The 23552-nt window shown below is 66.8% G+C and carries 25 protein-coding genes, 1 tRNA gene, 1 other RNA gene and 1 pseudogene; 17 read left to right on the top strand and 11 right to left on the bottom strand.

Going from position 1 to position 23552, the window contains the following annotated elements; translation table 11 throughout:
- Nucleotides 1-8: 8 nt before the first annotated feature.
- Genes GRI40_RS05525 through GRI40_RS05515 form a run of 3 tightly spaced genes read right to left on the bottom strand, consistent with a single transcriptional unit; the run spans nucleotide 9 to nucleotide 709 of the window.
- Complete coding sequence (locus GRI40_RS05525; RefSeq protein WP_160610415.1) at nucleotides 9-293, bottom strand: DUF3297 family protein; 285 nt, start codon at nucleotides 291-293, stop codon at nucleotides 9-11.
- A gap of 51 nt (nucleotides 294-344) precedes the next feature.
- A complete protein-coding gene (locus tag GRI40_RS05520) occupies nucleotides 345-521 on the bottom strand; it encodes a hypothetical protein (protein WP_160610414.1) in 177 nt (58 codons plus the stop codon).
- Nucleotides 518-709, bottom strand: coding sequence for a hypothetical protein (locus GRI40_RS05515; protein ID WP_160610413.1), 192 nt, complete (start codon nucleotides 707-709; stop codon nucleotides 518-520). Before GRI40_RS05515 ends, GRI40_RS05520 begins: the two co-directional genes overlap by 4 nt.
- A 142-nt stretch (nucleotides 710-851) precedes the next feature.
- Between GRI40_RS05515 and GRI40_RS05510 the strand changes: the two genes are divergently transcribed.
- From GRI40_RS05510 to GRI40_RS05485, 6 genes and pseudogenes are all read left to right on the top strand, one after another.
- A tRNA-Leu gene (locus GRI40_RS05510) sits at nucleotides 852-936 on the top strand.
- Nucleotides 937-997: 61 nt separating this feature from the next.
- Entirely contained in the window at nucleotides 998-2611 is a 1614-nt protein-coding gene (gene tig / locus GRI40_RS05505) for a trigger factor (RefSeq protein ID WP_160610412.1), read from the top strand.
- 203 nt (nucleotides 2612-2814) lie between these two features.
- Nucleotides 2815-3018, top strand: a pseudogene (locus GRI40_RS05500) (DUF1622 domain-containing protein); the annotation flags it as partial.
- Between the two features lie 165 nt (nucleotides 3019-3183).
- Nucleotides 3184-3888 carry an ATP-dependent Clp protease proteolytic subunit gene (locus GRI40_RS05495; RefSeq protein ID WP_160610411.1) on the top strand — a complete coding sequence of 235 codons (705 nt, stop codon included), beginning with the start codon at nucleotides 3184-3186 and terminating at the stop codon, nucleotides 3886-3888.
- A 158-nt stretch (nucleotides 3889-4046) separates the two neighbouring features.
- Entirely contained in the window at nucleotides 4047-5315 is a 1269-nt protein-coding gene (gene clpX / locus GRI40_RS05490) for an ATP-dependent Clp protease ATP-binding subunit ClpX (RefSeq protein WP_160610410.1), read from the top strand.
- A 2-nt stretch (nucleotides 5316-5317) separates the two neighbouring features.
- Nucleotides 5318-5662 (top strand): DUF1648 domain-containing protein, encoded by a 345-nt coding sequence (locus GRI40_RS05485; protein ID WP_160610409.1) that lies wholly within the window; start codon nucleotides 5318-5320, stop codon nucleotides 5660-5662.
- 124 nt (nucleotides 5663-5786) lie between these two features.
- Here the strand turns inward: GRI40_RS05485 and GRI40_RS05480 are convergent, their stop codons facing one another.
- From GRI40_RS05480 to GRI40_RS05460, 5 genes are all read right to left on the bottom strand, one after another.
- Complete coding sequence (locus tag GRI40_RS05480; protein WP_160610408.1) at nucleotides 5787-6701, bottom strand: cation diffusion facilitator family transporter; 915 nt, start codon at nucleotides 6699-6701, stop codon at nucleotides 5787-5789.
- A 4-nt stretch (nucleotides 6702-6705) separates the two neighbouring features.
- The gene (mtgA, locus tag GRI40_RS05475; RefSeq protein WP_160610407.1) at nucleotides 6706-7368 is read right to left on the bottom strand and encodes a monofunctional biosynthetic peptidoglycan transglycosylase; all 663 of its coding nucleotides are present in this window, start codon (nucleotides 7366-7368) and stop codon (nucleotides 6706-6708) included.
- A 45-nt stretch (nucleotides 7369-7413) separates the two neighbouring features.
- Nucleotides 7414-7713 carry a hypothetical protein gene (locus tag GRI40_RS05470; RefSeq protein ID WP_160610406.1) on the bottom strand — a complete coding sequence of 100 codons (300 nt, stop codon included), beginning with the start codon at nucleotides 7711-7713 and terminating at the stop codon, nucleotides 7414-7416.
- A gap of 122 nt (nucleotides 7714-7835) precedes the next feature.
- Complete coding sequence (rpoH, locus tag GRI40_RS05465; protein WP_337190501.1) at nucleotides 7836-8747, bottom strand: RNA polymerase sigma factor RpoH; 912 nt, start codon at nucleotides 8745-8747, stop codon at nucleotides 7836-7838.
- A gap of 125 nt (nucleotides 8748-8872) precedes the next feature.
- The gene (locus GRI40_RS05460) at nucleotides 8873-9817 is read right to left on the bottom strand and encodes an RluA family pseudouridine synthase (RefSeq protein WP_160610404.1); all 945 of its coding nucleotides are present in this window, start codon (nucleotides 9815-9817) and stop codon (nucleotides 8873-8875) included.
- Nucleotides 9818-9942: 125 nt separating this feature from the next.
- On the opposite strand from GRI40_RS05460, the gene GRI40_RS05455 reads away from it, so the two are divergent.
- From GRI40_RS05455 to GRI40_RS05440, 5 genes are all read left to right on the top strand, one after another.
- Nucleotides 9943-10365 carry a M67 family metallopeptidase gene (locus GRI40_RS05455; RefSeq protein ID WP_160610403.1) on the top strand — a complete coding sequence of 141 codons (423 nt, stop codon included), beginning with the start codon at nucleotides 9943-9945 and terminating at the stop codon, nucleotides 10363-10365.
- A gap of 126 nt (nucleotides 10366-10491) precedes the next feature.
- A complete protein-coding gene (locus tag GRI40_RS13655) occupies nucleotides 10492-11136 on the top strand; it encodes a histidine phosphotransferase family protein (RefSeq protein WP_202390141.1) in 645 nt (214 codons plus the stop codon).
- Nucleotides 11137-11139: 3 nt separating this feature from the next.
- Nucleotides 11140-11844: an N-acetylmuramoyl-L-alanine amidase gene (locus GRI40_RS13650; protein WP_202390140.1), complete on the top strand. Its 705-nt coding sequence runs from the start codon at nucleotides 11140-11142 to the stop codon at nucleotides 11842-11844.
- Nucleotides 11845-11850: 6 nt separating this feature from the next.
- Nucleotides 11851-12262, top strand: an RNA gene (rnpB, locus tag GRI40_RS05445) — RNase P RNA component class A.
- 84 nt (nucleotides 12263-12346) lie between these two features.
- Nucleotides 12347-14383 carry a S46 family peptidase gene (locus GRI40_RS05440; protein WP_160610402.1) on the top strand — a complete coding sequence of 679 codons (2037 nt, stop codon included), beginning with the start codon at nucleotides 12347-12349 and terminating at the stop codon, nucleotides 14381-14383.
- A gap of 54 nt (nucleotides 14384-14437) precedes the next feature.
- Here GRI40_RS05440 and GRI40_RS05435 read toward each other — a convergent pair whose 3' ends face one another.
- On the bottom strand, nucleotides 14438-15748 hold the full coding sequence (locus GRI40_RS05435) for a UDP-glucose dehydrogenase family protein (RefSeq protein WP_160610401.1): 1311 nt from the start codon (nucleotides 15746-15748) through the stop codon (nucleotides 14438-14440).
- Complete coding sequence (locus tag GRI40_RS05430; RefSeq protein WP_337190500.1) at nucleotides 15745-16566, bottom strand: metallophosphoesterase family protein; 822 nt, start codon at nucleotides 16564-16566, stop codon at nucleotides 15745-15747. Before GRI40_RS05430 ends, GRI40_RS05435 begins: the two co-directional genes overlap by 4 nt.
- Before the next feature lie 217 nt (nucleotides 16567-16783).
- On the opposite strand from GRI40_RS05430, the gene GRI40_RS05425 reads away from it, so the two are divergent.
- Entirely contained in the window at nucleotides 16784-17542 is a 759-nt protein-coding gene (locus GRI40_RS05425; RefSeq protein WP_160610399.1) for a TorF family putative porin, read from the top strand.
- Nucleotides 17543-17555: 13 nt separating this feature from the next.
- A complete protein-coding gene (locus GRI40_RS05420; RefSeq protein ID WP_160610398.1) occupies nucleotides 17556-17993 on the top strand; it encodes a VOC family protein in 438 nt (145 codons plus the stop codon).
- 3 nt (nucleotides 17994-17996) lie between these two features.
- Here the strand turns inward: GRI40_RS05420 and nhaA are convergent, their stop codons facing one another.
- Nucleotides 17997-19214 (bottom strand): Na+/H+ antiporter NhaA, encoded by a 1218-nt coding sequence (gene nhaA / locus GRI40_RS05415; protein WP_160610397.1) that lies wholly within the window; start codon nucleotides 19212-19214, stop codon nucleotides 17997-17999.
- Nucleotides 19215-19308: 94 nt separating this feature from the next.
- Between nhaA and GRI40_RS05410 the strand changes: the two genes are divergently transcribed.
- The 4 genes from GRI40_RS05410 to GRI40_RS05395 are packed head-to-tail and all read left to right on the top strand — an operon-like array spanning nucleotide 19309 to nucleotide 23513.
- On the top strand, nucleotides 19309-20697 hold the full coding sequence (locus tag GRI40_RS05410) for a glycosyl transferase family protein (protein WP_160610396.1): 1389 nt from the start codon (nucleotides 19309-19311) through the stop codon (nucleotides 20695-20697).
- Nucleotides 20694-21800: a hypothetical protein gene (locus GRI40_RS05405; protein WP_160610395.1), complete on the top strand. Its 1107-nt coding sequence runs from the start codon at nucleotides 20694-20696 to the stop codon at nucleotides 21798-21800. The genes GRI40_RS05410 and GRI40_RS05405 overlap by 4 nt, the downstream gene beginning before the upstream one ends.
- Before the next feature lie 46 nt (nucleotides 21801-21846).
- Entirely contained in the window at nucleotides 21847-22761 is a 915-nt protein-coding gene (locus GRI40_RS05400) for a sulfite exporter TauE/SafE family protein (RefSeq protein WP_160610394.1), read from the top strand.
- Nucleotides 22758-23513 carry a TIGR02186 family protein gene (locus GRI40_RS05395; RefSeq protein WP_160610393.1) on the top strand — a complete coding sequence of 252 codons (756 nt, stop codon included), beginning with the start codon at nucleotides 22758-22760 and terminating at the stop codon, nucleotides 23511-23513. Before GRI40_RS05400 ends, GRI40_RS05395 begins: the two co-directional genes overlap by 4 nt.
- The last annotated feature ends 39 nt before the right edge of the window (nucleotides 23514-23552 follow it).

Raw genomic sequence — 23552 nt, 5'->3', positions numbered from 1 at the left:
GAGCGGCCCTAGCCGGCCTTCTTCGCAACCGGCGGTTCATCGCCCAGGTCTTCGAACCAGGCTTCGACAGGACCGTTCAGCTTGATCGTGAGCGGCTGGCCCTTGCGGTCGACAGACTTGCCGGCCTGCACCCTGATCCAGCCTTCGGAGATTGAATATTCCTCCACGTCGGTCCGCACGCGGTCCTTGAAGCGGATGCCGATGCCGCGCTGCAGCACGCTCTCGTCGAAATGCGGGCTGCGCGGGTTGACCGAAAGGTGGTCGGGCGGGGTCTGGGGCTTCTCGTCGCTCATGCCGCGCGCCCTAGTCGCGCCGCCGGGCCGGGGCAATACCGCTCGCGCCGGTCAGTCGGGCGGCGGGACGATCTCGGGCTGCACCGCGGGGCGGGGCGTATCGTCATCGTCCGCGTCCCCCCGCTCCACCTCGACGCTGGACGGCCCCGTATCGATGACGGGGCCGTTGTCCGGGAGCGTCTTCGCCTGGTCGCGGGGCGGCGGCCTGCGTTCTTCCCCGCCGTTCATTGCTGCGGCGGGGGCATTTCGGCGGGCTGCTGATTAGGCGCGACCACGTCGGGCGGGACGGGATTGACCTCGTCCGGCTGGCGAACGGGATCTTCGGCCGGCGGAATGACCGGCGGGGTTTCCGGCGGAGCGCCGGGATCGATCGTGTCGGGGCCGGGGTCCGGCTGGATTTCGGGTTGGGAAGCCATCGGTTGTTCCTTGCTGTTCCATAGTCCAACGCGGGCCACACCCGTGGCGTTCCGCGCGCTTGCCCTTTCGGCGTGCGCGCTGTAACGGCGCACGCCTGTTCGCGGGCGAGGGCAACTTGCCGGCGCGGTCGTGTTCGGTCGGGCGGGCGTGGCGGAATTGGTAGACGCGCCGGTTTTAGGTACCGGTATCGCAAGATGTGGGGGTTCGAGTCCCTTCGCCCGCACCAACCGCCGCGCAGGCCCAGCGCGATTCCAGTTGTTTGATTCGAAAAAGGCTTACGTTTCTCCATGAAGATCGAAGAGACCACCACCGAAGGCCTGCGCCGCGCCTATGCGATCACGATCCCCGCCAAGGAGATCGACGCCGCGATCGAGGCCGAGGTGAAGAAGATCGCCCCGCAGGTCCGCATGCCTGGCTTCCGTCCCGGCAAGGTGCCGGCGAACCTTGTCAGGAAGATGCACGGGGACGCGATCCACGGGCAGGTGGTCAACGAACAGATCACGGGCGCCGTCGACGGCCTGATGCGCGAGAAGAAGCTGCGCCCCGCCATGCAGCCTCGCGTGGAAATGGGTGAAGGTTACGAACAGGGCAAGGACGTCTCGCTCTCGGTCGATCTGGAAGTGCTGCCCGAGATCGAGGCACCGACGATCGACGGCCTCAAGCTGGAACGCTTGACCGTTCCCGTCAGCGATGCCGAAGTGGACGAGGCTGTGGGGAACATCGCCAGCCAGCAGAAGAGCTGGAAGGATGCGCCCAAGGCGAAGAAGGCCGGCGACGGCGATCAGCTGATCATCGACTTCACCGGCTCCATCGACGGTGTCGAATTCGAAGGCGGCAAGGCGGAGGAAACGCCGCTGGTGATCGGCGCCGGCCGCTTCATCCCCGGCTTCGAGGAACAGCTCGCCGGGGCCAAGGCGGGCGACGACAAGACGATCACCGTCTCGTTCCCGGAAGACTATCCCGCCAAGGAACTGGCCGGCAAGGACGCCCAGTTCGCGATCCATGTGCACAAGGTGCAGGTGGAAGACGAAACCGTGGTGGACGAAGACTTCGCAAAGTCCCTCGGCCTTGAAAGCATGGAACAACTCCGCGGCCTGCTGAAGGGACAGCTGGAACAGGAGCTCGGCGGCCTCACGCGCACGGCGATGAAGCGCCAGCTGCTCGACACCCTGGCTTCGGGCCACGATTTCGACGTGCCGCAGGGCATGGTCGATGCCGAGTTCGAGCAGATCTGGGCCCAGCTTCAGCAGGAAGCCGCCAACGACGAAAACCCGGAAGAGGCGCTGAAGGAAATCGAAGGCGAGAAGGACGATTACCGCAAGATCGCAGAGCGGCGCGTGCGCCTGGGCCTGCTGCTTTCGGAAATCGGCCAGGCCGCCGGCGTGCAGGTGACGCAGCAGGAAATGTCGATGCTGATCCAGCAGGCCGCGCAGCAGTATCGCCCGGACGACCGCGAGCGTTTCATGGAACTGATCCGGACCAACGACATGGCGGCCGCACAGCTTCGCGCGCCGCTGTATGAAGACAAAGTGGTCGATTACCTGTTCGACAAGGCCGAAGTGACGGAGCGGGAAGTGACCCGCGAGGAACTGCAGGCCGCGATCGAGGCGGAAGAAACCGCCGAGCCCGCGCCCGCCAGGAAGAAGGCGCCTGCCAAGAAGGCGGCGAAGGCCGACGATGCCAAGGCCGCGAAGGCCGGGGCCGAAGACAAGCCGGAACCCGCGAAGGGAGCGCCGGCCAAGAAGGCTGCCGGCAAGTCCGCCGCCAAGTCCTCCGACGAAGGAGAGGCGGAGAAGCCGGCCCGGAAGGCACCGGCCAAGACGGCTGCGAAGGCGGACGATACCGGGGCCGACAAGCCGGCGAAGAAGGCACCGGCCAAGAAGGCCGCCGCCAAGAAGTAATCGCCGCGGCGGAACCGGCGCCGTCGTGTGCCGGTTCCACCCTTCATGCTTGAGCACTCGATCCGCGAGATGACACTCGCCACCTCGCTGGTGGTCGAGGGGCTTGCCGCGGTCATCGTCGCCTAAGCCGTGCTGCGCCTCTTGCTGTCGGTCCGCCACCACAGCGGAGACCATTCCGAAACGGCGCACGATACCAGAGAGGACATACGGGGCGCTGGCTGGTCCTGGCGCTGGAGCTGCTTTTGGGTGCCGACATCCTGCGCACGGCCGTGGCGCCGAGCTGGCACGAGATCGGCCAGCTTGGCGCGATCGCGTTCATCCGAACGGCGCTGAACTTCTTTATCCAGCGCGAGAGGCCGGTCGTGACCGGCGCGAACGCGACGGCGCGCAAGCCTAGAAGCCGATAATCAGGCGTCGGATCCGGGCCGATGACCTTCCGCCGGTCGCCCAAGATGACGGTGTAATCGGGCGTGCAGGCGATTGGCCGTGCATGGAAGGGGAAAGCCTCTTGAACATGGCGGGCCCACTCGCGACATAGGCCACCGCATTACTGACGAGAGGACGAATTCCCCATGATCGACGTGTTCGGCGGCTACGGCGACACTTATGGCTCCCAGGGCCAGTTCCGGCGCGATCCGGTCACCGGCGCGCTCGTGCCCGTGGTTGTCGAGCAGACCAGCCGTGGCGAGCGGAGCTTCGACATCTTTTCGCGCCTGCTGCGCGAACGCATCGTCTTCGTGACCGACCAGGTGGAAGACAACATGGCCTCGCTGATCGTGGCCCAGCTCCTGTTCCTCGAAAGCGAGAACCCGTCGAAGCCTATCAGCATGTACATCAATTCGCCGGGCGGTGTCGTCACCGCCGGCATGGCGATCCACGACACCATGCAGTACATCAAGCCGCGCGTCTCGACCGTGTGCGTCGGGCAGGCGGCGTCGATGGGCAGCTTCCTGCTGGCGGCGGGCGAGCCGGGCATGCGGATCGCGCTGCCCAACGCGCGGATCATGGTCCACCAGCCTTCGGGCGGCGCCCGCGGCATGGCCAGCGACATCGAGATACAGGCGCGCGAAATCCTGCGCATGCGCACGCGACTCAACAGCCTTTACGCCAAGTACACCGGCAAGCCGCTGGAGGAGATCGAACGGGCGATGGACCGCGACACGTTCCTCGAAGCGGAGGAAGCGCGCGACTTCGGCATCGTGGACAAAGTGTTCGAAACCCGCCCCGAGAGCGAAACCGCCGCCGATGCGGAAGGGACGGGCGGCGCGCCCGAATGAGGGCCGTCCGTGCGGCCGAAGCATTTGGGCAACCGTGCCCCTTCAGCTTGTCGCAAGGGCGTGGATGCTAGGCGCAATCGGTTGATTATCGCAATTCCGGCCTTAGGGTCGACGAATCCCCCATGCGCCCGCGGGCGCCGGGCTTCGGAAGCCAGGACATGACAAAGTTGAGCGGAACGGACTCCAAGAGCACCCTTTACTGCAGTTTCTGCGGGAAGTCGCAGCACGAGGTGCGCAAGCTGATCGCCGGCCCGACGGTGTTCATCTGCGACGAATGCGTCGAGCTGTGCAACGACATCATCCGTGAGGAAACCAAGGCCGGGATTGCCGGGCGCAAGGAAGGCGACGTTCCGACGCCGCTCGATATCTTCACCACGCTGAACGACTACGTGATCGGGCAGGACCGCGCGAAGCGCGTCCTCTCGGTCGCGGTGCACAACCACTACAAGCGGCTGAAGCACAGCGGCAAGTCGGGCGAAGTCGAACTTGCCAAGTCGAACATCCTGCTGGTCGGCCCGACCGGTTCGGGCAAGACGCTGCTGGCGCAAACGCTGGCGCGCACGTTCGACGTGCCGTTCACGATGGCCGACGCCACCACGCTGACCGAGGCCGGCTATGTCGGGGAAGATGTCGAGAACATCATCCTCAAGCTGCTGCAGGCGAGCGACTACAACGTCGAGAAGGCGCAGCACGGCATCGTCTACATCGACGAGATCGACAAGATCACGCGCAAGGCGGAAAATCCCTCCATCACCCGCGACGTTTCGGGTGAAGGCGTCCAGCAGGCGCTGCTCAAGCTGATGGAAGGGACCACCGCCTCCGTGCCGCCGCAGGGTGGGCGCAAGCATCCGCAGCAGGAATTCCTGCAGGTGGACACGACGAACATCCTGTTCATCTGCGGCGGCGCCTTCGCGGGCCTCGACAAGATCATCGCCGACCGCCTGCAGAAGCGTTCGATCGGCTTCGGCGCGCATGTCGCCGATCCCGACAAGCGCCGCGTGGGCGAACTGCTCCAGAAGTGCGAGCCGGAGGATCTGCTGAAATTCGGCCTGATCCCCGAATTCGTCGGCCGCCTGCCGGTGATAGCCACGCTCAACGATCTCGACGTGGCGGCGCTGGTGCAGATCCTTTCCGAACCGAAGAACGCGCTGGTGAAGCAGTATGCCAAGCTCTTCGACCTGGAAGACGTGGAACTGACGTTCACCGACGACGCCCTGCGCGCGGTTGCCGAGCGGGCCATCCAGCGCAAGACCGGCGCCCGCGGGCTCCGTTCCATCGTGGAGGGCATCCTGCTCGATACCATGTTCGACTTGCCCGACATGGATGGAGTCACCGAAATCGTCGTCGACAAGGACGTGGTCGAAGGCCGCAAGGAACCGGTCCGCGTGGTCGAGGCGAAGAAGGGCAAGAAAGAAGAAGCCGCCTGACCATGGACGCGGCCGTGATCGTGATCGCGGCCGTCTCCATCGTACTGCTGCTGGCGGCCGCCGTCCGGACGGACCGCCGCTATGCCCGGTTCGCGCGGTTGCCGACCCATTTCGACTTGCGCGGGCGGGCGGATGCCTTCGGCCCGCGCATGGTGATCCTGTGGGTCGTGCCCATGATCCTGATGACGACGCTGGCCGGCATCGCCGCCTTGATGGTGGTGCTCCCGGCCGAGGCACAGAACGGCAATCCGGTCGTCGGCATCCTGATTGCGTCGGTCTCGATGCTCGGCGCGCAGGGGCTGATCGTGTGGCCGCTCGCCCGATGGGCGGCGACGCAGGACCTCTAAACACCGGGGGTGTCGCGGTCCGGAGCCTGGCGCTCCATGCTAACGCTTACGCGATAGGCGCCGCCATCGCGCTCTAGACCAAGCTCGGCGCGCGAGAGGACGTGCTGCACTTCGATATCATGCCCTAGCGGCAGGCGTGCCTTTCCGCGTCCGCGCCGGTTAATTCCATTTCGACCTGGATCGTCGCGTGGCCGATGCCGAAATCATGATCGAGATCGTGGGCGACCGCGTGAAGGAACGCGTCGCCCGGATGCCCGCCCGGCATGACCAGGTGCGCGGTCAGTGCAGCTTCCGTCGTGCTCATCGGCCAGATGTGCAGATGGTGCACCGCCGCCACGCCCGCCAGCCCCGCGAGATGGCCGCGCACCGCCGCTTCGTCGATATGGCCGGGCACGGCGTTGAGGCCGAGCTTGACGCTGTCCTTCAGCAGTCCCCACGTGCCCCAGGCAATCACCAGCACGATGACGAGGCTGGTCACGGGATCGATCCACCGTTCACCGGTCAGCAGGATCGCCGCGCCGGCCACGACCACCCCCAGGCTCACGAGCGCGTCTGCCGCCATGTGGAGGAACGCGCCGCGGATGTTGAGATCGTGCTTGCGGCCGCGCGCGAACAGCATTGCGGTGCCCGCGTTGACCAGGATGCCGATCCCGGCGACCCAGATCATCGTGCGCCCCTCCACCTCGGGCGGGGCGGCAATGCGGTTGAAGGTTTCGAACGCGATCCCGCCGATCGCCACCAGCAGCAGCGCGGCATTCGCCATCGCGGCAAGGATGGTCGAGCTCTTGAAGCCGTAGGTAAATCGCCCCGCAGGGGGCCGCCGGGCAAGCACGCTGGCGCCCCACGCCAGGGCGAGGGCCAGCACGTCCGACAGGTTATGCCCCGCGTCCGCCACCAGCGCCATCGATCCGGAGAGGAACCCGAACGCCGCCTCCACGATCACGAAGGCGAGGTTGAGCGCGACCCCGATCGCGAAGGCAGCGCCATGGTCCGCGGCGCCATGCGCGTGGCCATGCGAGTGAGAGTGTCCCGCGCCCATCAGCTCACTCGTAAACGCAGGCGTCGAGCCCGTCGCGCCGCACCACGCCGATGCGCGCGGCGATGGTATTGCCATATCGGCGGGTAAAGCCGGTGGGATTCACTACCGACCGTTGCTTGGGAAGGGGCAGCGCCGCGACGATGCGGGCGGCCTCCATGCGGGAAAGGCGCGCGGCGGACTTGCGGTAATAACGCTGTGCCCCGGCTTCCGCGCCATAGGTCCCGATGCCGGTCTCGGCCACGTTCAGATAAACTTCCATGATGCGCCGCTTGGTCCACAGGTTCTCGATCAGGAACGTGAACCACGCCTCCAGCCCCTTACGCAGGTAGCCGCCGCCTTGCCACAGGAACACGTTCTTGGCGGTCTGCTGGCTGACGGTGGAGCCCCCGCGGATGCGCCCGCCTTCCATGTTGCGCTGGATGGCGTTCTCGATCGCTTCCCGGTCGAATCCATTATGGCTGCAGAACTTGCCGTCCTCGCCCGCGATCACGGCGGAGACGAGGTTGCGGTCGATGCTGGACAGCGGTTCCCAGTCCTTGGTGATGCCGTTGCGGTCCATCAGCATGGTGGCGGTGACGGGCACCGGCACGAAGCGGTAGAGGATTACGAGCAGCAGGCTGATGCCGATGAACCCGATGACCAGTTTGGCGAGCAGCCGCAAAATCATGGCCAAGCGGCTAGCCGGTTTGCCGGCCCGCCGCAAAGCGCAATGTCATTCGCCCACGGCGGCGCTGGTCTCGGACGCCGGGGGCGGGGCGCTTGCCTCCACGTCCGCAAGCATCGTCAGGTAGGCGAAACCGGCGATGGCCCAGCCTACGAAGTGGAGCACCAGCGAGGCGATCATGGTCTTGCGGGAGGGCCCTTGCTCTCCCTGGCCGACCTTGATCTCTCCATCGGACAAGGGGCGCATTGCCCGCATCAGGCTGCGCGCGTTGATCAGCAGGTGGAGGAAGGTCCCGAACACGATGGCAAGGCCGATGGCCACCACGACAAGCCCGGTCGTTGTCAGCATGGGCAACCCTCGCTCTCAAGAAAAAGGCCGGCAGGGAAGGTCCCCCGGCCGGCCTTTCGACTATCGCATTGATTACCGCCGGACATTGATCTGCATCAATCGCCGGTCCGGACCTTCTTCGATCACGCCGCCTGGGGCGCCGGCAACAGCCGCTCCGTCGCGATGCGTTGCATCGCCTTTTGCAGCTTCTCGAACGCGCGCACCTCGATCTGGCGGATGCGTTCGCGGCTGACGTCGTAGACCTGGCTCAGTTCCTCCAGGGTCTGCGGATCGTCCGTCAGGCGGCGTTCGGTGAGGATGTGCTTCTCACGCTCGTTGAGGCTGTCCATCGCCTCGACCAGCATCTCGTGCCGCACGTGGGCTTCCTCGGCCTCGGCGGTGGTTTCGTCCTGGAGCGGACGATCGTCCTTCAGCCAGTCCTGCCATTCGCCGGCGCCTTCCTCGCCATTGCGCATGGAGACGTTGAGCGAGCCGTCGCCGCCCATCATCATGCGCCGGTTCATGTTGATCACTTCCTGCTCGGGCACGCCGAGGTCGGTCGCGATCTTGGCCACATCGTCGGGGTGAAGGTCGGAATCCTCGTAGGCTTCCAGTTCCTTCTTCATCCGGCGGAGGTTGAAGAACAGCTTCTTCTGCGCGGCGGTGGTGCCCATCTTGACCAGGCTCCACGAGCGCAGGATGAATTCCTGCATGCTCGCCTTGATCCACCACATGGCATACGTGGCGAGGCGGAAGCCGCGATCGGGTTCGAACTTCTTGACGCCCTGCATCAGGCCGACGTTGCCTTCGGAAATGAGGTCGCTCACCGGCAGGCCATAGCCGCGGTAACCCATGGCGATCTTGGCCACGAGCCGCAGGTGGCTGGTGACGAGCTGGGCCGCCGCATCGGGATCCTCATGCTCGGCATAGCGCTTGGCGAGCATGTATTCCTGCTCGGGCGTCAGAATGGGGAATTTCTTGATCTCCGCGAGATAGCGGTTGAGGCTCTGCTCACCGCTCAACACAGGGACCGATACAGACTTTGACTTACTCACGTTAACCCTGACCTTTCATCGCGTCGCCCGAGTTGCTCGGGACCCCTGCCGGGCATCCCGCGTGGGGGGCACGCTCCATCGTTATAGGCTAAACACACTGGCGCGTGCAGTGCATTTCGTCGATTTCAATCTCCTATCCGATCGATTAGTTCCGCCATGTCGGCGGGCAGTTCCGCAGCGAAGCCGAGGCGTTCGCCGCTGACGGGATGGATGAATCCCAGGCTCGCGGCATGAAGCGCCTGGCGGTGAAAACCGAGTTCCCGGATGAGGGGGCGCAGCGGAGCGGGATCGCGTCCATAGACAGGGTCTCCCAATAGCGGATGACCGATTGATGCAAGGTGAACCCTGACCTGGTGGGTGCGCCCTGTTTCCAGCCGGCATTCGATCAGCGCAGCGTGGGCGAAGGTACGCAACGTCCGGTAATGCGTCACCGCGTGCTTGCCCCGGGTGGAGGTGGCGGGAAGCACCGCCATCTTCTTGCGGTTGGCGTCCGAACGGCCGACCCGCGCATCCACGGTGCCCTGCGGCGGGCGCGGCACACCGCCGCACACGGCCAGATATGTCCGCTCGATCGAATGATCGGCAAATTGCGCGGCGAGCCCTTCGTGCGCCGCATCGCTTTTCGCCACGACCAGCAGGCCCGACGTGTCCTTGTCAATCCGGTGGACGATGCCCGGCCGCAGCGTGCCATTGATGCCCGACAGGCGCCCGGCGCAGTGGTGCAGCAGGGCGTTGACCAGCGTTCCGTCGAGGTTGCCGGCGGCCGGGTGCACGACGAGCCCGGCGGGCTTGTCGACGACGATCAGGTGATCGTCCTCGAACACCACGTCGAGGGGGATGTCCTGCGCCTCGGTATCGAGCGGGGCGGCCGGCGGCAGGCGGATCGCGAAGGGCGCGCCGCCGGCGACTTTCGCGGAAGGGTTGACCGGGACCGCGCCCGCCACCGTCACCCGGCCCCCGGCGATGAGCGCCTTCACCCGCTCTCGCGACAGTCCGCTCGCGTCGGCAAGCGCCTTGTCCAGGCGGGCGGGGCCCTGAACGGTGCCGCTGATGGTTTCGCCGTCGCTCACAGATGCGCCTTCGCGCACATGACCGGCGTTGTCATCCCTGCGCGCGACCGAACCAGTCGCGGCCCTTCGACAAGCTCGGGGCGAATGGGTAGGGGGAAGGGGTGCAACCCGAAAACGGTTCCCTGATGCGCGTGTCGCAGCATCGCTTGTTCCTGGCGCCGCAAGCCCGCGCGGAACTGGAGGGGCAATTGCTGGCCGAGGCGGCGGCCGCGCACCCGCAGGAAGCGTGCGGGCTGATCCTGGGAAGCGGAGACCGGATCGACACCCTTCGGCCCGCCGCCAATGTCCACCCCGACCCGGCGGCGCACTTCGAGATCGATCCGCGCGCGCTGATAGGCGCGCACCGCGCCGCGCGGGAAGGCGGCCCGCAGGTCCTTGGATATTACCATTCCCACCCCTTCGGCCCGCCCGCGCCGAGCGCGACCGACCGCGCCCACGCCACGGGCGACGGCAGGGTGTGGGCGATCGTCGGCGAAGGGACGGTGGGCTGGTGGCGCGACGAGCCGGATGGCTTCGTGCCACTTTCCTACCAATGGGATGGCCGCTAGGACAGCGCGCATGACCGACAGCCCGCCCGTCCCGTACCGCTTCCGCGCGCGGGATCGGGGACACGGGATTCATTGGACCAGGACTGTGGTCCGTGCGGTCCACGCTTCAGGAAACACGCACCTCACATGAACCAGCCGGACCCGCTCGAACTCGCCGCCCTTCTTTGCTCGCGCCTTTGCCATGACCTGCTGTCGCCGGTCGGCGCGTTGACGAACGGGTTGGAGCTGCTCGCCGACGAACGCGATCCGGATATGCGCGAACGGTGCATGGACCTGCTGGAACAGAGCGCGCGGACCAGCGCGGACAAGCTGAAGTTCTTCCGCCTGGCGTTCGGCGCTGCCGGCGGCTTCGGCGAAAGCGTGCCGGTGGACGAAGCGCGCAAGGTGACCGAGGCGCTCGTTGGCGATGCCAAGCGGGTGACGCTGGACTGGTCGCTTTCGGCCGATCGCCTGCCCAAGGGCGCGGTCAAGGTGCTGCTCAACTTCGCGCAGATAGGCCTCGACGCACTCGTGCGCGGCGGGACGCTGGCGATCGGCGCGGAACGGCGCGACGGTGCCAGCGAGATCGTGGTCCGCGCCAGCGGGCCGCGCATCGCCTTCGACGAGACGATCGGCCGGGCGCTGGAGAACCGGCTGCAACCGGGCGAGCTCACCAGCCGCACCTCGGCCGCCTACATGATCGCGCAGCTCGCGGCGCAGGCGGGCGGAGGCCTCCAGTTCATGCTGTCGGACGATGCGCTGGTGCTGGGCGCGGTACTGCCCGAAGGCTGACCGATGGACGAGCTCGTCCACCGCACGGTTCCCTCGCCCAACTGGAACGATCGGGCGCTGCCGATCTCCATGGTGGTGATCCACTATACCGAGATGAAGCCGGCGGAGGATGCGCTCGCCCGCCTGACCGCGCCGGACGCCGGGGTAAGCGCGCACTACCTGATCACCGAAGAAGGCGAGGTGATCCGCCTCGTGGACGAGGACAAGCGCGCCTGGCACGCCGGGCAGAGCTATTGGCGCGGCCATCCCGACGTGAATTCGGCGAGCATCGGGATCGAACTCGACCATCCCGGCCATGCCCTGGGGTACCGCCCGTTCGCCGACGCGCAGATCGATGCGCTGCTGCCGCTGCTGGCACGGATCGTGAAGGCGTACGACATTCCGCGGGCCAACGTGGTCGGCCATTCCGATGTCGCCCCGATGCGCAAGATCGACCCGGGCGAGCTGTTCCCGTGGGATCGCTTGGCGGAGCACCGGCTGTGCCTTCCCCGACCGACCAGACTGGAAGCGGGCGACCCGTTCGACAACGACGCGGCGTTCTACCTCGCGCTTGAACGGTTCGGTTACGATGTGACTGACGGGCACAAGGCCGTGGCGGCGTTCCAGCGTCGCTGGCGGCCGGAACGGATCGACGGCGCGATCGACGGGCAGGTGCGGGCGATCCTGTTCCAACTGCTCTTGGATCGCGACCAGGGGCGCGCTAGATAGGACGGACCAGGGGGCCGGGCAGCCGCGTCGCTCGCCAGAGCGCCGAGGAAAGTCCGGGCTCCACGAAACAAGGGTGGCGGGTAACACCCGCCGGGCCGGGAACTTCGGTTTCAGGCCAAGGGACAGTGCCACAGAGAGCAGACCGCCTCCGCGCGAGCGGCGGCAAGGGTGAAAGGGTGCGGCAAGAGCGCACCGGGGTCCTGGCAACAGGGCCCGCACGGCAAACCCCACCCGGAGCAAGGCCAAATAGGGGCCTCGCGCCCCCACGGGGGCAGGGATGTTTCGTCCCGAGAGGCCCGGGTTGGCTGCTTGAGCGCACGTGGCAACACGTCGCCTAGATGAATGGCTGCCCCGGCGGCGCTGGTCCCCTGGGATACCGGCCGCCGGACAGAACCCGGCTTACAGGCCCCCTGGTAACAACCGTAACGACCCGTCTGGACATTGCCGCGCTGCGGGGAGATGGAAGCCGCGCGATTCCCCGCTCGAACGAGGACTTTATCCGATGAAGCGCAGCCTGTTTCTCGCCACCGCCGCCGCCACCGCAACCTTGGTCGCCGCGCCCGCCGCTGCGGACGAAGGGATGTGGACCTTCGATGGCTTCCCGGCCGCCAAGATGCGCGCGGATTACGGCTGGGCGCCGGACCAGGCGTGGCTGGGCAAAGTGCAGAACGCCGCGGTGCGCCTGACCGGCGGCTGCTCGGCCAGCTTCGTTTCGGCGCAGGGCCTCATCCTCACCAACCACCACTGCATCGCCAGCTGCCTTTACGACAATTCGACCGCGGCGATGGATTACCTCGACCGCGGCTTCGTCGCCGGGCGGCGCGACATGGAGCTGAAGTGCCCGGGCCAGCAGGCCGAAGTCGTGACCAGCATCACCGACGTCACCAACGACGTGAAGGGCGTGTTCGGCACGCTGACGGGCGAGGCTCTGACCAAGGCGCGCGACGGCAAGATCGCCGCGATCGAGACGGCCGGCTGCACCGATACCGCCACCACGCGCTGCCAGGTCGTCAGCCTGTTCGGCGGCGGGCAGTACAAGCTCTACAAGTACCGCAAGTATTCCGACGTCCGCCTCGCCTGGGCGCCGGAGGATCGGGCCGCGACGTTCGGCGGCGATCCCGACAACTTCAATTTCCCGCGTTACTCGATGGATGCGAGCTTCCTGCGCGCATACGAGAACGGCAAGCCGGTGGCGACGCCGAACCACCTCAAGTGGAACCCGCGCCCGCCGAAGGATGGCGAGATCACATTCGTGGTTGGCAACCCGGGTTCGACAAGCCGCCTGTTCACCGCCAGCCAGCTCGCCTTCACGCGGGAGGTCGCGCTGCCGATAACAGTGGCGACGACGTCGGAACTGCGCGGCCGTCTGATCCGCGCCATGCAGGAAAGCCCCGAGAAGAAGCGCGAAGGCCTCGATACGCTGAACGGCATCGAGAACAGCCTCAAGGTCTTCATCGGCCAGACGAAAGCGCTGAACGATCCCGCGTTCACCAGCAAGCTCGCCGCGGCCGAAGCCGACCTCAAGGCGCGCAGTGCCGGCGGCGCGGACCCGTGGACCACGATCGACAGCGCGGTGAGCGCGTACCGCCCGCTCTATCTCGCGTCGCGTTTCACCACGCCTTCCGGCCAGCTCTACGGCTATGCCCGCACGCTGGTGTTCGCCGCGCAGGAGCGTGAGAAGCCGAATGCGGAGCGCCTGCCGGGCTACACCGACAGCGCGCTGCCGCTGCTCCAGAAGCGCACGCTCGACCAGCGCCCGGTCTATCCGTGGCTGGAAGAACTGCGCATGCAGTGGAGCCTGTCGAAGGCGCGCGAATACCTGGGCGCGGACGATCCCGACACGCAGCTGCTGCTCGGCAAGGCAAGCCCCGAAGGGCTGTCGCAGTCGCTGGTGAACGGCACCCGGCTGGCCGATCCTGCGGTGCGCAAGGCATTGTGGGACGGCGGCATCAAGGCGATCCGCGCGTCGGACGATCCGATGATCGTCTATGCCCTGCGGCTCGCCGACCGGCAGCGGGAGCTTCAGCGGCTGACGGATGCGGCCTACAGCGCGCCGCTGGCGATCGCCGGCAGCCAGCTCGCCGACGCGCGCTTCGCAGCTTATGGCGACAGCGTCTATCCCGACGCCACGTTCACGCTGCGGATCAGCTACGGCAAGGTGGCCGGCTGGACCGAACGCGGGAAGCAGGTGCCGTTCCAGACCACGCTGGGCGGCACGTTCGACCGTGCGACGGGAAGCGAACCGTTCGACGCGCCGAGCGCGTTCCTGGCCCGCAAGAGCCAGATCGATCCGCGTGCGACCTACAACTTCGTGACCACCAACGACATCATCGGGGGGAATTCCGGATCGCCGGTTATCGACCGTGCAGGCACGGTGATCGGCGCCGCCTTCGACGGCAACATCCACTCACTGGGCGGGACCTACGGATACGACGGCACGCTCAACCGCACGGTCGCGGTGTCGACCGATGCGGTGCAGGAAGCGCTGGAGAAAATCTATCCCGCGCCAGCATTGGTGAAGGAACTCGCCGGCCGCTGATGCCGATGCGGCGGGCTGGGGCCGCGCAGTTGCGCCCCGCCCGCCGGCCCTGCCTCAGGCGCGTCCGACGCTGACGTATTCGAAACCCGCCCGACGCATCTCGATCGGGCGATAGATATTGCGCAGGTCGACGAGGACCGGCGTTTTCACGAGCGCTTTCACGCGATCGAGATCGAGCGCGCGAAATGCGTCCCACTCGGTGACGATCACCACGGCATCGGAGCCCTCGATCGCCGAATAGGGGCTGTCGCACATCACGACCTCCGGCATCAGCGGGCGGGCCTGTTCCATGCCCTCCGGGTCGTAGGCCGAGACCGAGACACCGGCATCGACGAGCGCCTGGGCGATCGCGATCGCAGGGGAATCGCGCATGTCGTCCGTATTGGGCTTGAACGTGAGACCGAGCAGCGCGACCTTCTTCCCGCGCGCAGAGCCGTTGCCGCCGAGCGCATCGATCACCTTGCGGCCCATCGCGCGCTTGCGGGTTTCGTTCACGCCGACCACGGCCTCCACGATCCGCACGGGGCTCTGGTAATCTTCCGCCGTCTTGAGGAGGGCGAGCGTGTCCTTCGGGAAGCAGCTGCCGCCGTAACCGGGGCCGGCGTGGAGGAATTTCTTCCCGATCCGGTTGTCCATGCCGATGCCGCGCGCAACGTCCTGCACGTCCGCCCCCACTTTCTCGCACAGGTCCGCCATCTCGTTGATGAAGGTGATCTTCGTCGCGAGGAACGCGTTGGCGGCGTACTTGATAAGCTCGCTGGTGCGGCGAGAAGTGAACAGGATCGGCGATTCGTTGAGGAACAGCGGGCGATAAACCTCGCGCATGACGTCGCGCCCGAAATCGTCTTCCGCCCCGATCACGATACGATCCGGCCGCTTGAAATCGGCAATCGCGGCGCCTTCGCGCAGGAATTCCGGATTGGAGACGACCGCGAAGCGATGCGGGGTACCGCTGTCCGCGACGATCCGTTCCACTGCATCCCCGGTGCCCACCGGCACGGTGGACTTCGTGACGATGACGGCATCGTTGGCGAGATTTTCGCCCAGTTCGCGCGCCACGGCATGGACGAACGAGAGATCGGCATGGCCGTCCCCGCGGCGGCTTGGGGTGCCCACCGCGATGAAAATGGCGCGGGCATCGCTGATGCCGGCCGCAAGGTCCGTCGTGAAGGAAAGGCGCCCGGCCTTCACGTTGGTTTCGACCAGGTCGGCCAGGCCGGGTTCGTAAATGGGCATGACCCCGCCGTTCAGCAGGTCGATCTTCGATTGATCCTTGTCGATGCAGACCACTTCATGCCCGAAATCGGCGAAACACGCGCCGGAAACCAGGCCGACGTAGCCGGAACCAATCATCGCGATCTTCATGCTGCGTAAGCCTCTCGTTCGATCGTGACCGCACCATTGCGCTCGACAGCCTGAATCAGGCGCCGCGCGGTTCCCTCGAGCACCAGGGCCGTCAGCACGCCGGTGCGATAGGCGCCGGTATCGATACCCGTGCGGTTCGCCCGTTCATCAACGTCTTCGGTGATGGTGTGCCCATGGATGACGAAGTGCGTATGCGGCGCGTCGTGCTCCAGGAAGGGCTCCCGGATCCAGCGCAGGTGATGCGGCTTCTGCTCTTCCAGCGGCACATCGGGAGCAATGCCGGCGTGCACGAAGAGGTAATCGCCGGCGATCAGGTAGTTGCTCGCCGCGTTCAGGAAGGCGATGTCGGCCGCCGGTACGGCGCGGTTGAGCATCGCCTGCAATTCCTCCAGGCTGGCCTGGTCGTACTCGGCGCGCGGAATTCCGTAGCTGAGGGCGGTTTCCCGGCCCCCATGCCGCAGAAAGTGCCGCATCACCCCGATATCTTCGAGGGAATCGAGGAACATTTCCTCATGATTGCCGGACAGCAGCCGCACGGATCGCCGGGTCTGCCAGTCGCGTGCGCGGGCCACCACGCCGGCGCTGTCGGGCCCGCGATCGACGAGGTCGCCCAGCAGCACCACCGTGGTCGCGGCAGGGGGCGATGCGGAATCGTCGGCCTCGATCGCTTCGCGGATGGCGTCGAACAGGTCGAGCCGGCCGTGAACGTCGCCCACCGCGTACCACCGCGTGCCGGGCGGCACCGAGGGCAGTGGCCGGGGTTCGGCCTTGGGCCGGAACATCTGGAGCAACGGGCTGAACATGGAAGCGCGGCGCATAGGGCAGCAGCCGGTGGCGTTCAATCGCTGACCGGGCGCTTAATGGCCGTGGCCGACAGCCGCTCCCCCGCTGGGTTGTTGGGAGGGGCCGGTTCATTTTTGTCTTGTACGATGAAGGGCCGGGCGACAGGAAAGCCCATTCTCGCCATTGACGCGCTCAAAGCCGCAACAGGTGCGTGCCGGAGGCGAGCCGGAGCGCCAATCTGGGGAGTTTGCCATGTTTCTGTCCACACGCGGTATCGTCGGCGCATTGCTGGCGGCGTCCGCGATGGCCGCCACCCCGGCGTTTGCGCAGGACGCGTCCCCGGGTCTCGGCGCGTTCACTGTCTCGGGGAGCGCCACCGCCGTCACGGACTACCGGTTCCGCGGGGTGTCCCGGTCGGGCGGCGATCCGGCCATCCAGGGCGGGGTGACAGTCGCCCACGACAGCGGATTCTACGCGGGAACCTGGGCGTCGTCGATCGATGACGGAGGCACGGACCTCTACGGCGATGTCGAACTCGACGTGTTCGGTGGCTGGAGCGGCGGCGTGGCGGAAGGCGTCGGGATCGACGTGGGCCTGCTTTACTACGCGTTTCCCACCAACGGTCCGGGTGTCGATGCGGGATTCTTCGAACCCTACGCCACGGTGACGGGAGATCTTGGCCCGTTGAGCGCCCGGGCCGGCGTCAACTATGCGTGGAGCCAGGATGCGCTCGGCGGCGGCGACAACCTGTACATTCACACCGAACTCAGTTCCGGTATTCCGACCACGCCGCTGACGGTGACGGCACGCCTCGGCTATACCGACGGCCCGCTCGCCCCGCCGCTGCTCGCCGGCACGGGGGACAGGACCGGGTTCGACTGGTCGCTGGGTGCCAAGGCGACCGTGCTCGGCGGACTTACGCTCGGCGCGGCTTATGTCGGGTCAGAGGGACCGGGCATCGACGGCTTCACGGACGATACCGTGGTGTTCTCCCTCGGCGCGAGTTTCTGACGGGATCCCTGCCATGGTGACGTTCCTCCACACGATGATCCGTGTCACCGATCCGGAGGCCACGATCGCCTTTTTCCGGCTGATCGGCCTCGAAGAGGTGCGGCGTTTCGATAACGAGCAGGGGCGTTTCACCCTGATCTTCCTCGCCGCGCCCGGGCAGGAAGGCGTGGCCGAGGTGGAACTCACCCACAACTGGCCGCCCGCGGACGGTTCGCCGCCGGAAGTCTACACCGGAGGCCGCAATTTCGGCCATCTCGCCTATCGGGTGGACGATATCTACGCGGCTTGCCAGCGACTGGCCGACGCCGGGCATGTCATTCATCGCCCGCCGCGCGACGGGCATATGGCATTCGTCAAGTCGCCCGACGGTATCTCGGTCGAACTGCTCCAGGACGGGCATCTGCCGCCGCAGGAGCCGTGGGCCAGCATGGAAAACACCGGAAGCTGGTAGCGGTCACACGCCCGCGTCGCGTTCCATGGCGCGGGCGCTGTCGCTCAGCGTCGTCATGCGCAGGACCGCGTAACCCGCGATCGCGGAGACGAGCGAACCGAGCAGGATGCCGATCTTCGCTTCCTCGATCAGCATGCGCGATCCGGGGAAGGCCAGCTCGGATATGAACAGCGACATCGTGAAGCCGATACCGCACAGCATCGCCACCCCCCATATCTGCGGCCAGGTCGCATGCTGCGGGCGGGGGGCATAGCCGATCCTGTCCGCGATCCAGATCGCCGCGAAGATGCCAGCCTGCTTGCCCACGACCAGCCCGGCCGCAATCGCGACGGGAAGGGGCGCGAGAAGACCCTCGATGCCCAGGCCCGCCAGGTTGACCCCGGCGTTGGCGAAACCGAAGATCGGCACGATGAGATAGGCGCTCCAGGGCGCGAGAGCGTGCTCCACCCGTTCCAGCATGGTGTCGTTGTTGGCGCCGACCATCGGCAGGGTGAGGGCGGCGGCAACCCCTGCAATCGTTGCGTGCACCCCCGAATGGAGGACGCAGAACCACAGCACCAGCGCGAGCGCGATATAGGGCCATGTGCGCGCGACGTTGGACCGGTTGAGCGCGATCATGCCCCCCAGCACCAGCAGCGCCGCCAGCAGCCACACAAGGTTCAGTCCGCCGGTGTAGAAGACCGCGATGATCATCACTGCGCCGATGTCGTCAACGATCGCGACCGTCAGGAGGAACAGGCGCAGCGTTGCCGGAACCCTGTTGCCCAGGATGCCGAGGACGCCCATCGCAAAGGCGATGTCCGTCGCGGCCGGGATCGCCCAGCCACGCGCCAGTGCGGCGTCAGAGCCTGCCACCAGGAGATAGACCGCCGCCGGTGCCGCCATGCCGGCGACCGCGGCAAGCATGGGCAAGCGCCGCTGGGCGGGATTGGACAGTTCCCCTTCGATCATCTCCCGCTTCACCTCGAGCCCGACGACGAAGAAGAACACCGCCATCAGGCCGTCGTTGATCCACAGGTGCAGGTTGTCGAGCTTGGGGATCGGGGTCCAGGGAAGCGGCGTGTAGAACATCGCCCGGTAGGCGTCGGCGAGGGGCGAATTGGCCGCGACCATCGCGGCGACGGCGACCAGGATCAGGAGAATGCCCGCGCCCGCGTCCTGCACGAACAGGGCCTTCACTGGTGCAAGGGCGTCCGCGAGCGTCCGGCGATTATGTTCCATGAATACCTTATTGAAATTGTGGCCGCATATTCTTGCGCCGTGAATGATCGGTGCTAGGCAAGGCGTTCGGCAGTGGAGGGGTCGCACTCGCCCAATGGGGACGTACTCATTTGCGGAATGGTTCGTGCTCGTCCAGCACGAACTGCTCCTGTTTGCCGGCGTCTTCTTCCTGCTCGGCGCAATCGACGACCTGGCGATCGACCTGATCTGGCTGTGGCTGCGGCTGACCGGCCGGGGCAAAAGCGAGCGCGTGCCAGAGCCGGCACTGCCGGTGCCCCTCACCGGGCGCGCGGCGGTCCTTGTTCCCGCGTGGCACGAAGCGGCGGTTATCGGCGCCACGGTGCGGCACATGCTGTCTGCCTGGCCGCACGCCGATTTGCGCTTGTACGTCGGCTGCTATCCCAACGATCCGGCGACCGCGGAGGCGGTGGAATCGGCTTGCGGAGGAGATCCGCGCGCCCGCCTGGTGCTTCATGAACGGAACGGGCCGACAACCAAGGCCGATTGCCTGAACCGGCTCTACCGGGCTCTCGAAGAGGACGAGATGCGCGAGGGCGTGCGGGCCCATATGGTCGTGCTCCATGATGCCGAAGACATGGTCGATCCGCTGGCACTGGGCCTGTTGGACGCGCACATCGGAACGGCTGATCTCGTCCAGTTGCCCGTCCTGCCGCATCCCATGGAGGATTCTCGCTGGATCGCGTCGCACTACGTTGACGAATTCGCCGCGGCGCACGGAGGGGTGATGGTCGTCCGCGACGCGCTCGGGGCAAGCCTCCCCACCGCCGGCGTCGGTTGCGCGATCGCGCGCGAACCGCTTGCGCGGATCGCGTCCGCGCGCGGATCGGGCGGGCCGTTTGCCGCGGACAGCCTGACGGAAGATTACGAACTGGGTCTGGGAATCGGAGCATTGGGCGGCCCGTCCCGCTTCGTCCGGGCGCGCGCACCGGACGGGCGGCTGATCGCCACTCGCGCGTGCTTCCCGGCCAAGCTCGATTGTGCCGTCCGCCAGAAGACCCGCTGGGTTCTCGGCATCGCCTTTCAATCGTGGGATCGCCTGGGCTGGGGACGACGACCGGTGGACGTGTGGATGCGCTTTCGCGACAGGCGCGGTCCGCTGACGGCGCTCCTGACGGCGATCGGTTACTTGCTGGTTGCGATGTTCGCGGTCGGCGGAGTGGCCCGGCTGGCCGGTCTGGGCACATGGGTCGAACCTTCGCCGCTCCTCGTCGCGCTGCTTATCCTGAACCTTTGCAGCCTTGTCTGGCGGGCCGCCTGGCGGTTCGCCTTTACCGCGCGGGAGCACGGGGTGCGCGAAGGGTTTCGCGCCATCCTGCGAATCCCTGTGGCGAACATCATCGCCATCATGGCCGGACGCCGTGCGTTCGCCGGCTATCTTGCCTCGCTGGCCGGCCGGAAGCCGCGCTGGGACAAGACCCGCCACACGGTCCACCCCGCCTTGCGTCCGGGAGCCGGGGCGTGAGCATGGCAAGCACCCGGCGGCGCGGGGAACCTCTCGTCGCGCTCGTGCTGCTGGTCGTGGGATGGGCCGGTGTGCGAGCTTATACGTGGGACACGCCGTTCCCTGATCGCACCGCGCCTGCCACTTTCCGGCTCGCGGCGTCACGCGAAGGCTCGGTCATCGCCCCCGCGGCGGGTGTGCCGGACGCGGTGCGGAGTGGCGATCATGTGCGCGCGCCGAGGGCCCGCGTGAAGGACTTGCTGCACCCGGCGGCGAGCATCGCCTTTCCGGGGCGGCCCGCCCGAGCGACAGTTCCGCACCGACCGGCACCATTACAGTCGGTCACGATGGCGCCCCCGGTCAGCTACGCGACGACCATGTCTTCGGAACCGCAACGCACTGCGCCGCCCCTTCTGCACGCAGCGCCCGGCGCACCGCATCTCTTGATTCAACGACCTGTTCAGGGCGCCAGTCCGTGGCGCCTGGACGCGTGGGCCGCCTGGCGCCCCGGCAGCGGGCTGGTCCGCATCGCGGACGGCGCCCGGCCCGCCAGTTATGGCGGCTCGCAAGCCGGTGCCTCGATACGCCGCATTCTGGCGGCGGGCCCGCACCAGCCGTCGGTCCATCTCCGCGCGACTTATGCCCCTGACCGTCCGCGGCAGGCCGACCTTGCGGCCGGATTGGGCGTTCGGCCGATCGCAGGTCTGCCGGTGCGCGTGATTGCAGAGGCCCGGGCAACGCGCGTGGGGGCCGATACGGAACTGCGCCCGGCGGCGTTTGCCGTGACTGAGGTCCCGCCGATGGATTTGCCCCTGGGTTTGACGGCGGAAGGATATGCCCAGGCCGGGTGGGTCGACGGGCGACACGACACGGCGTTCGTCGACGGACAGGCGCGCGTGACGCGCACGGTGGGGATGGTGGGACCGGTCAGGCTCGATGCCGGCGCGGGCGCTTGGGGCGGGGCGCAGAAGTTTGCCGAGCGGCTCGATATCGGGCCCACACTATCGCTCGCAGCGGCCGAAGGTCCGGCGGCGGTGCGGCTGTCGCTCGACTACCGCGTACGCGTGGCAGGCCGCGCCAGCCCGGGGAATGGGCCGGCGATCACGCTTTCGACGGGTTTCTGACCCCGCGCACCTTCATTCGCGCCGCAGCACGGGGTAGGGCCAGACGATGGACGTGTACCTTCCGATCGCGAATCTGTCGGTCAACGGGCTGGTCATCGTCGCGCTCGGCGCCCTCACCGGTGTCCTTTCGGGGCTGTTCGGAGTGGGCGGCGGTTTCCTGACCACGCCCCTGCTCATCTTCTACGGCATCCCCCCGACTGTTGCCGCCGCCTCCGCCTCGACCCAGGTGACCGGTGCCAGCGTTTCGGGCGTGCTTGCGCACAACCGGCGCGGGGGCGTCGATTACCGCATGGGCATGGTGACGGTCGCCGGCGGCATCATCGGTAGCCTGATCGGCGCCCTGCTGTTCCGTTTCTTCCAGTCGGTCGGCCAGATCGATACGGTTATCTCCATCCTCTATGTCGTGATGCTCGGCACGATTGGCATTCTGATGGCGCGGGAAGCGATCGGCACCCTTCGCGCCAACAAGGGCGGCGACAAGCCGCGCGCGGCCAAACGCCGCCACCATCCGCTGATCGCCGGCCTCCCCGGCCGGTGGCGATTCTACAAGTCGGGGCTTTATATCTCTCCGCTCGCGCCACTCATTCTTGGCGTCCTGGTGGGCATCCTGACGATGCTGATGGGGGTGGGCGGCGGGTTCATACTGGTGCCGGCCATGCTCTACATCCTGGGCATGAGCGCAGGTGTGGTCGTAGGTACGAGCCTGTTCAACATCCTGTTCGTCACGATGGTCACCACGATGACGCATGCCCTTACCACCAAGGCTGTCGACCTCGTGCTGGCAGCGCTCCTCCTCCTGGGTTCGGTCTCGGGCGCGCAGATCGGCTCGCAACTCGCCCAGAAGGCGAAGCCGGAGGCGCTGCGCCTGATCCTCGCCGCGATCGTGCTGCTGATCGCGCTGCGGATGCTGTTCGGCCTGGGTGTCCGCCCCGACGAAATCTATACGGTTTCGCGGCTGTGATCCGGGGCCTGTTCCTTATCCTGTCATTCCTGGCGCTGACCGCGCAGCGGGACCCGATCCTGGTGCCGGAAGTCAGCCAGCACGAAGTGCGTGTGCGCCAGGGGTTCACGGGTACGGAGCTGCTGCTGTTCGGCGCGGTTCTCGACCCTCGCGGCGTCCGGGCGGAACGGCCGTACGACGTGGTGGTGGTGCTCAAGGGCCCGACCGCGCCGATCCGCCTGCGGGAGAAATCCAAGGTCGGCGGCCTTTGGATCAACGCCGCCAGCACCGACTTCCGCTCCGCGCCCTCGTTCTTTGCGGTCGCCGCATCGCGCCCGATCGCGGAGATCGTCGACGAGAAAACCGCCGCGATCTACGAATTCGGCACCGATTTCATCCAGCTTTCTCCCACCGGAGAGATAGACCCGGCCGAACAGCAGCGTTTCCGCGAAGGGCTGGTCGACCTCAAGCGGCGTCAGGGCCTTTATGCGGAGGACATGCGCGGGGTCACCATCAGCGAAGATGTCCTTTACCAGGCCCGCATCAACCTTCCATCGCGGGTGCAGACGGGGACGTATACCGCCGAAACGTTCGCCGTGGATCGCGGGCGGGTGGTCGCCTCTGCTGTCGCCGAGGTCGAGGTCAGGAAAGTCGGGTTCGAGCGTTTCGTCGAGGTGTTCGCGCAGGAGCAGGCGTTCTTCTACGGCATCCTGGCGGTTGCGCTGTCGATCGGAATGGGATGGATGGCCGGGCGGCTGTTCGCGCTCGTCTAGACAGGCCGCAGGCATTGACCCGATCTTAACCGCACCGGC

Origin of the sequence: Tsuneonella aeria, assembly GCF_009827495.1 — a bacterium.
Lineage (GTDB): Bacteria > Pseudomonadota > Alphaproteobacteria > Sphingomonadales > Sphingomonadaceae > Tsuneonella > Tsuneonella aeria.
The sequence above is the reverse complement of the archived record's forward strand: the minus strand, read 5'-3'. Positions and strand labels throughout refer to the sequence as shown.

Excerpts from the sequence above, each read along its gene's own strand:
- GRI40_RS05525 (WP_160610415.1), bottom strand. The coding sequence starts at position 293 with ATGAGCGACGAGAAGCCCCAGACCCCGCCCGACCACCTTTCGGTCAAC.
- GRI40_RS05520 (WP_160610414.1), bottom strand. The coding sequence starts at position 521 with ATGAACGGCGGGGAAGAACGCAGGCCGCCGCCCCGCGACCAGGCGAAG.
- GRI40_RS05515 (WP_160610413.1), bottom strand. The coding sequence starts at position 709 with ATGGCTTCCCAACCCGAAATCCAGCCGGACCCCGGCCCCGACACGATC.
- tig (WP_160610412.1), top strand. The coding sequence starts at position 998 with ATGAAGATCGAAGAGACCACCACCGAAGGCCTGCGCCGCGCCTATGCG.
- GRI40_RS05495 (WP_160610411.1), top strand. The coding sequence starts at position 3,184 with ATGATCGACGTGTTCGGCGGCTACGGCGACACTTATGGCTCCCAGGGC.
- clpX (WP_160610410.1), top strand. The coding sequence starts at position 4,047 with ATGACAAAGTTGAGCGGAACGGACTCCAAGAGCACCCTTTACTGCAGT.
- GRI40_RS05485 (WP_160610409.1), top strand. The coding sequence starts at position 5,318 with ATGGACGCGGCCGTGATCGTGATCGCGGCCGTCTCCATCGTACTGCTG.
- GRI40_RS05480 (WP_160610408.1), bottom strand. The coding sequence starts at position 6,701 with ATGGGCGCGGGACACTCTCACTCGCATGGCCACGCGCATGGCGCCGCG.
- mtgA (WP_160610407.1), bottom strand. The coding sequence starts at position 7,368 with ATGATTTTGCGGCTGCTCGCCAAACTGGTCATCGGGTTCATCGGCATC.
- GRI40_RS05470 (WP_160610406.1), bottom strand. The coding sequence starts at position 7,713 with ATGCTGACAACGACCGGGCTTGTCGTGGTGGCCATCGGCCTTGCCATC.
- GRI40_RS05455 (WP_160610403.1), top strand. The coding sequence starts at position 9,943 with ATGCGCGTGTCGCAGCATCGCTTGTTCCTGGCGCCGCAAGCCCGCGCG.
- GRI40_RS13655 (WP_202390141.1), top strand. The coding sequence starts at position 10,492 with ATGAACCAGCCGGACCCGCTCGAACTCGCCGCCCTTCTTTGCTCGCGC.
- GRI40_RS13650 (WP_202390140.1), top strand. The coding sequence starts at position 11,140 with ATGGACGAGCTCGTCCACCGCACGGTTCCCTCGCCCAACTGGAACGAT.
- GRI40_RS05440 (WP_160610402.1), top strand. The coding sequence starts at position 12,347 with ATGAAGCGCAGCCTGTTTCTCGCCACCGCCGCCGCCACCGCAACCTTG.
- GRI40_RS05435 (WP_160610401.1), bottom strand. The coding sequence starts at position 15,748 with ATGAAGATCGCGATGATTGGTTCCGGCTACGTCGGCCTGGTTTCCGGC.
- GRI40_RS05430 (WP_337190500.1), bottom strand. The coding sequence starts at position 16,566 with ATGCGCCGCGCTTCCATGTTCAGCCCGTTGCTCCAGATGTTCCGGCCC.
- GRI40_RS05425 (WP_160610399.1), top strand. The coding sequence starts at position 16,784 with ATGTTTCTGTCCACACGCGGTATCGTCGGCGCATTGCTGGCGGCGTCC.
- GRI40_RS05420 (WP_160610398.1), top strand. The coding sequence starts at position 17,556 with ATGGTGACGTTCCTCCACACGATGATCCGTGTCACCGATCCGGAGGCC.
- nhaA (WP_160610397.1), bottom strand. The coding sequence starts at position 19,214 with ATGGAACATAATCGCCGGACGCTCGCGGACGCCCTTGCACCAGTGAAG.
- GRI40_RS05410 (WP_160610396.1), top strand. The coding sequence starts at position 19,309 with ATGGGGACGTACTCATTTGCGGAATGGTTCGTGCTCGTCCAGCACGAA.
- GRI40_RS05400 (WP_160610394.1), top strand. The coding sequence starts at position 21,847 with ATGGACGTGTACCTTCCGATCGCGAATCTGTCGGTCAACGGGCTGGTC.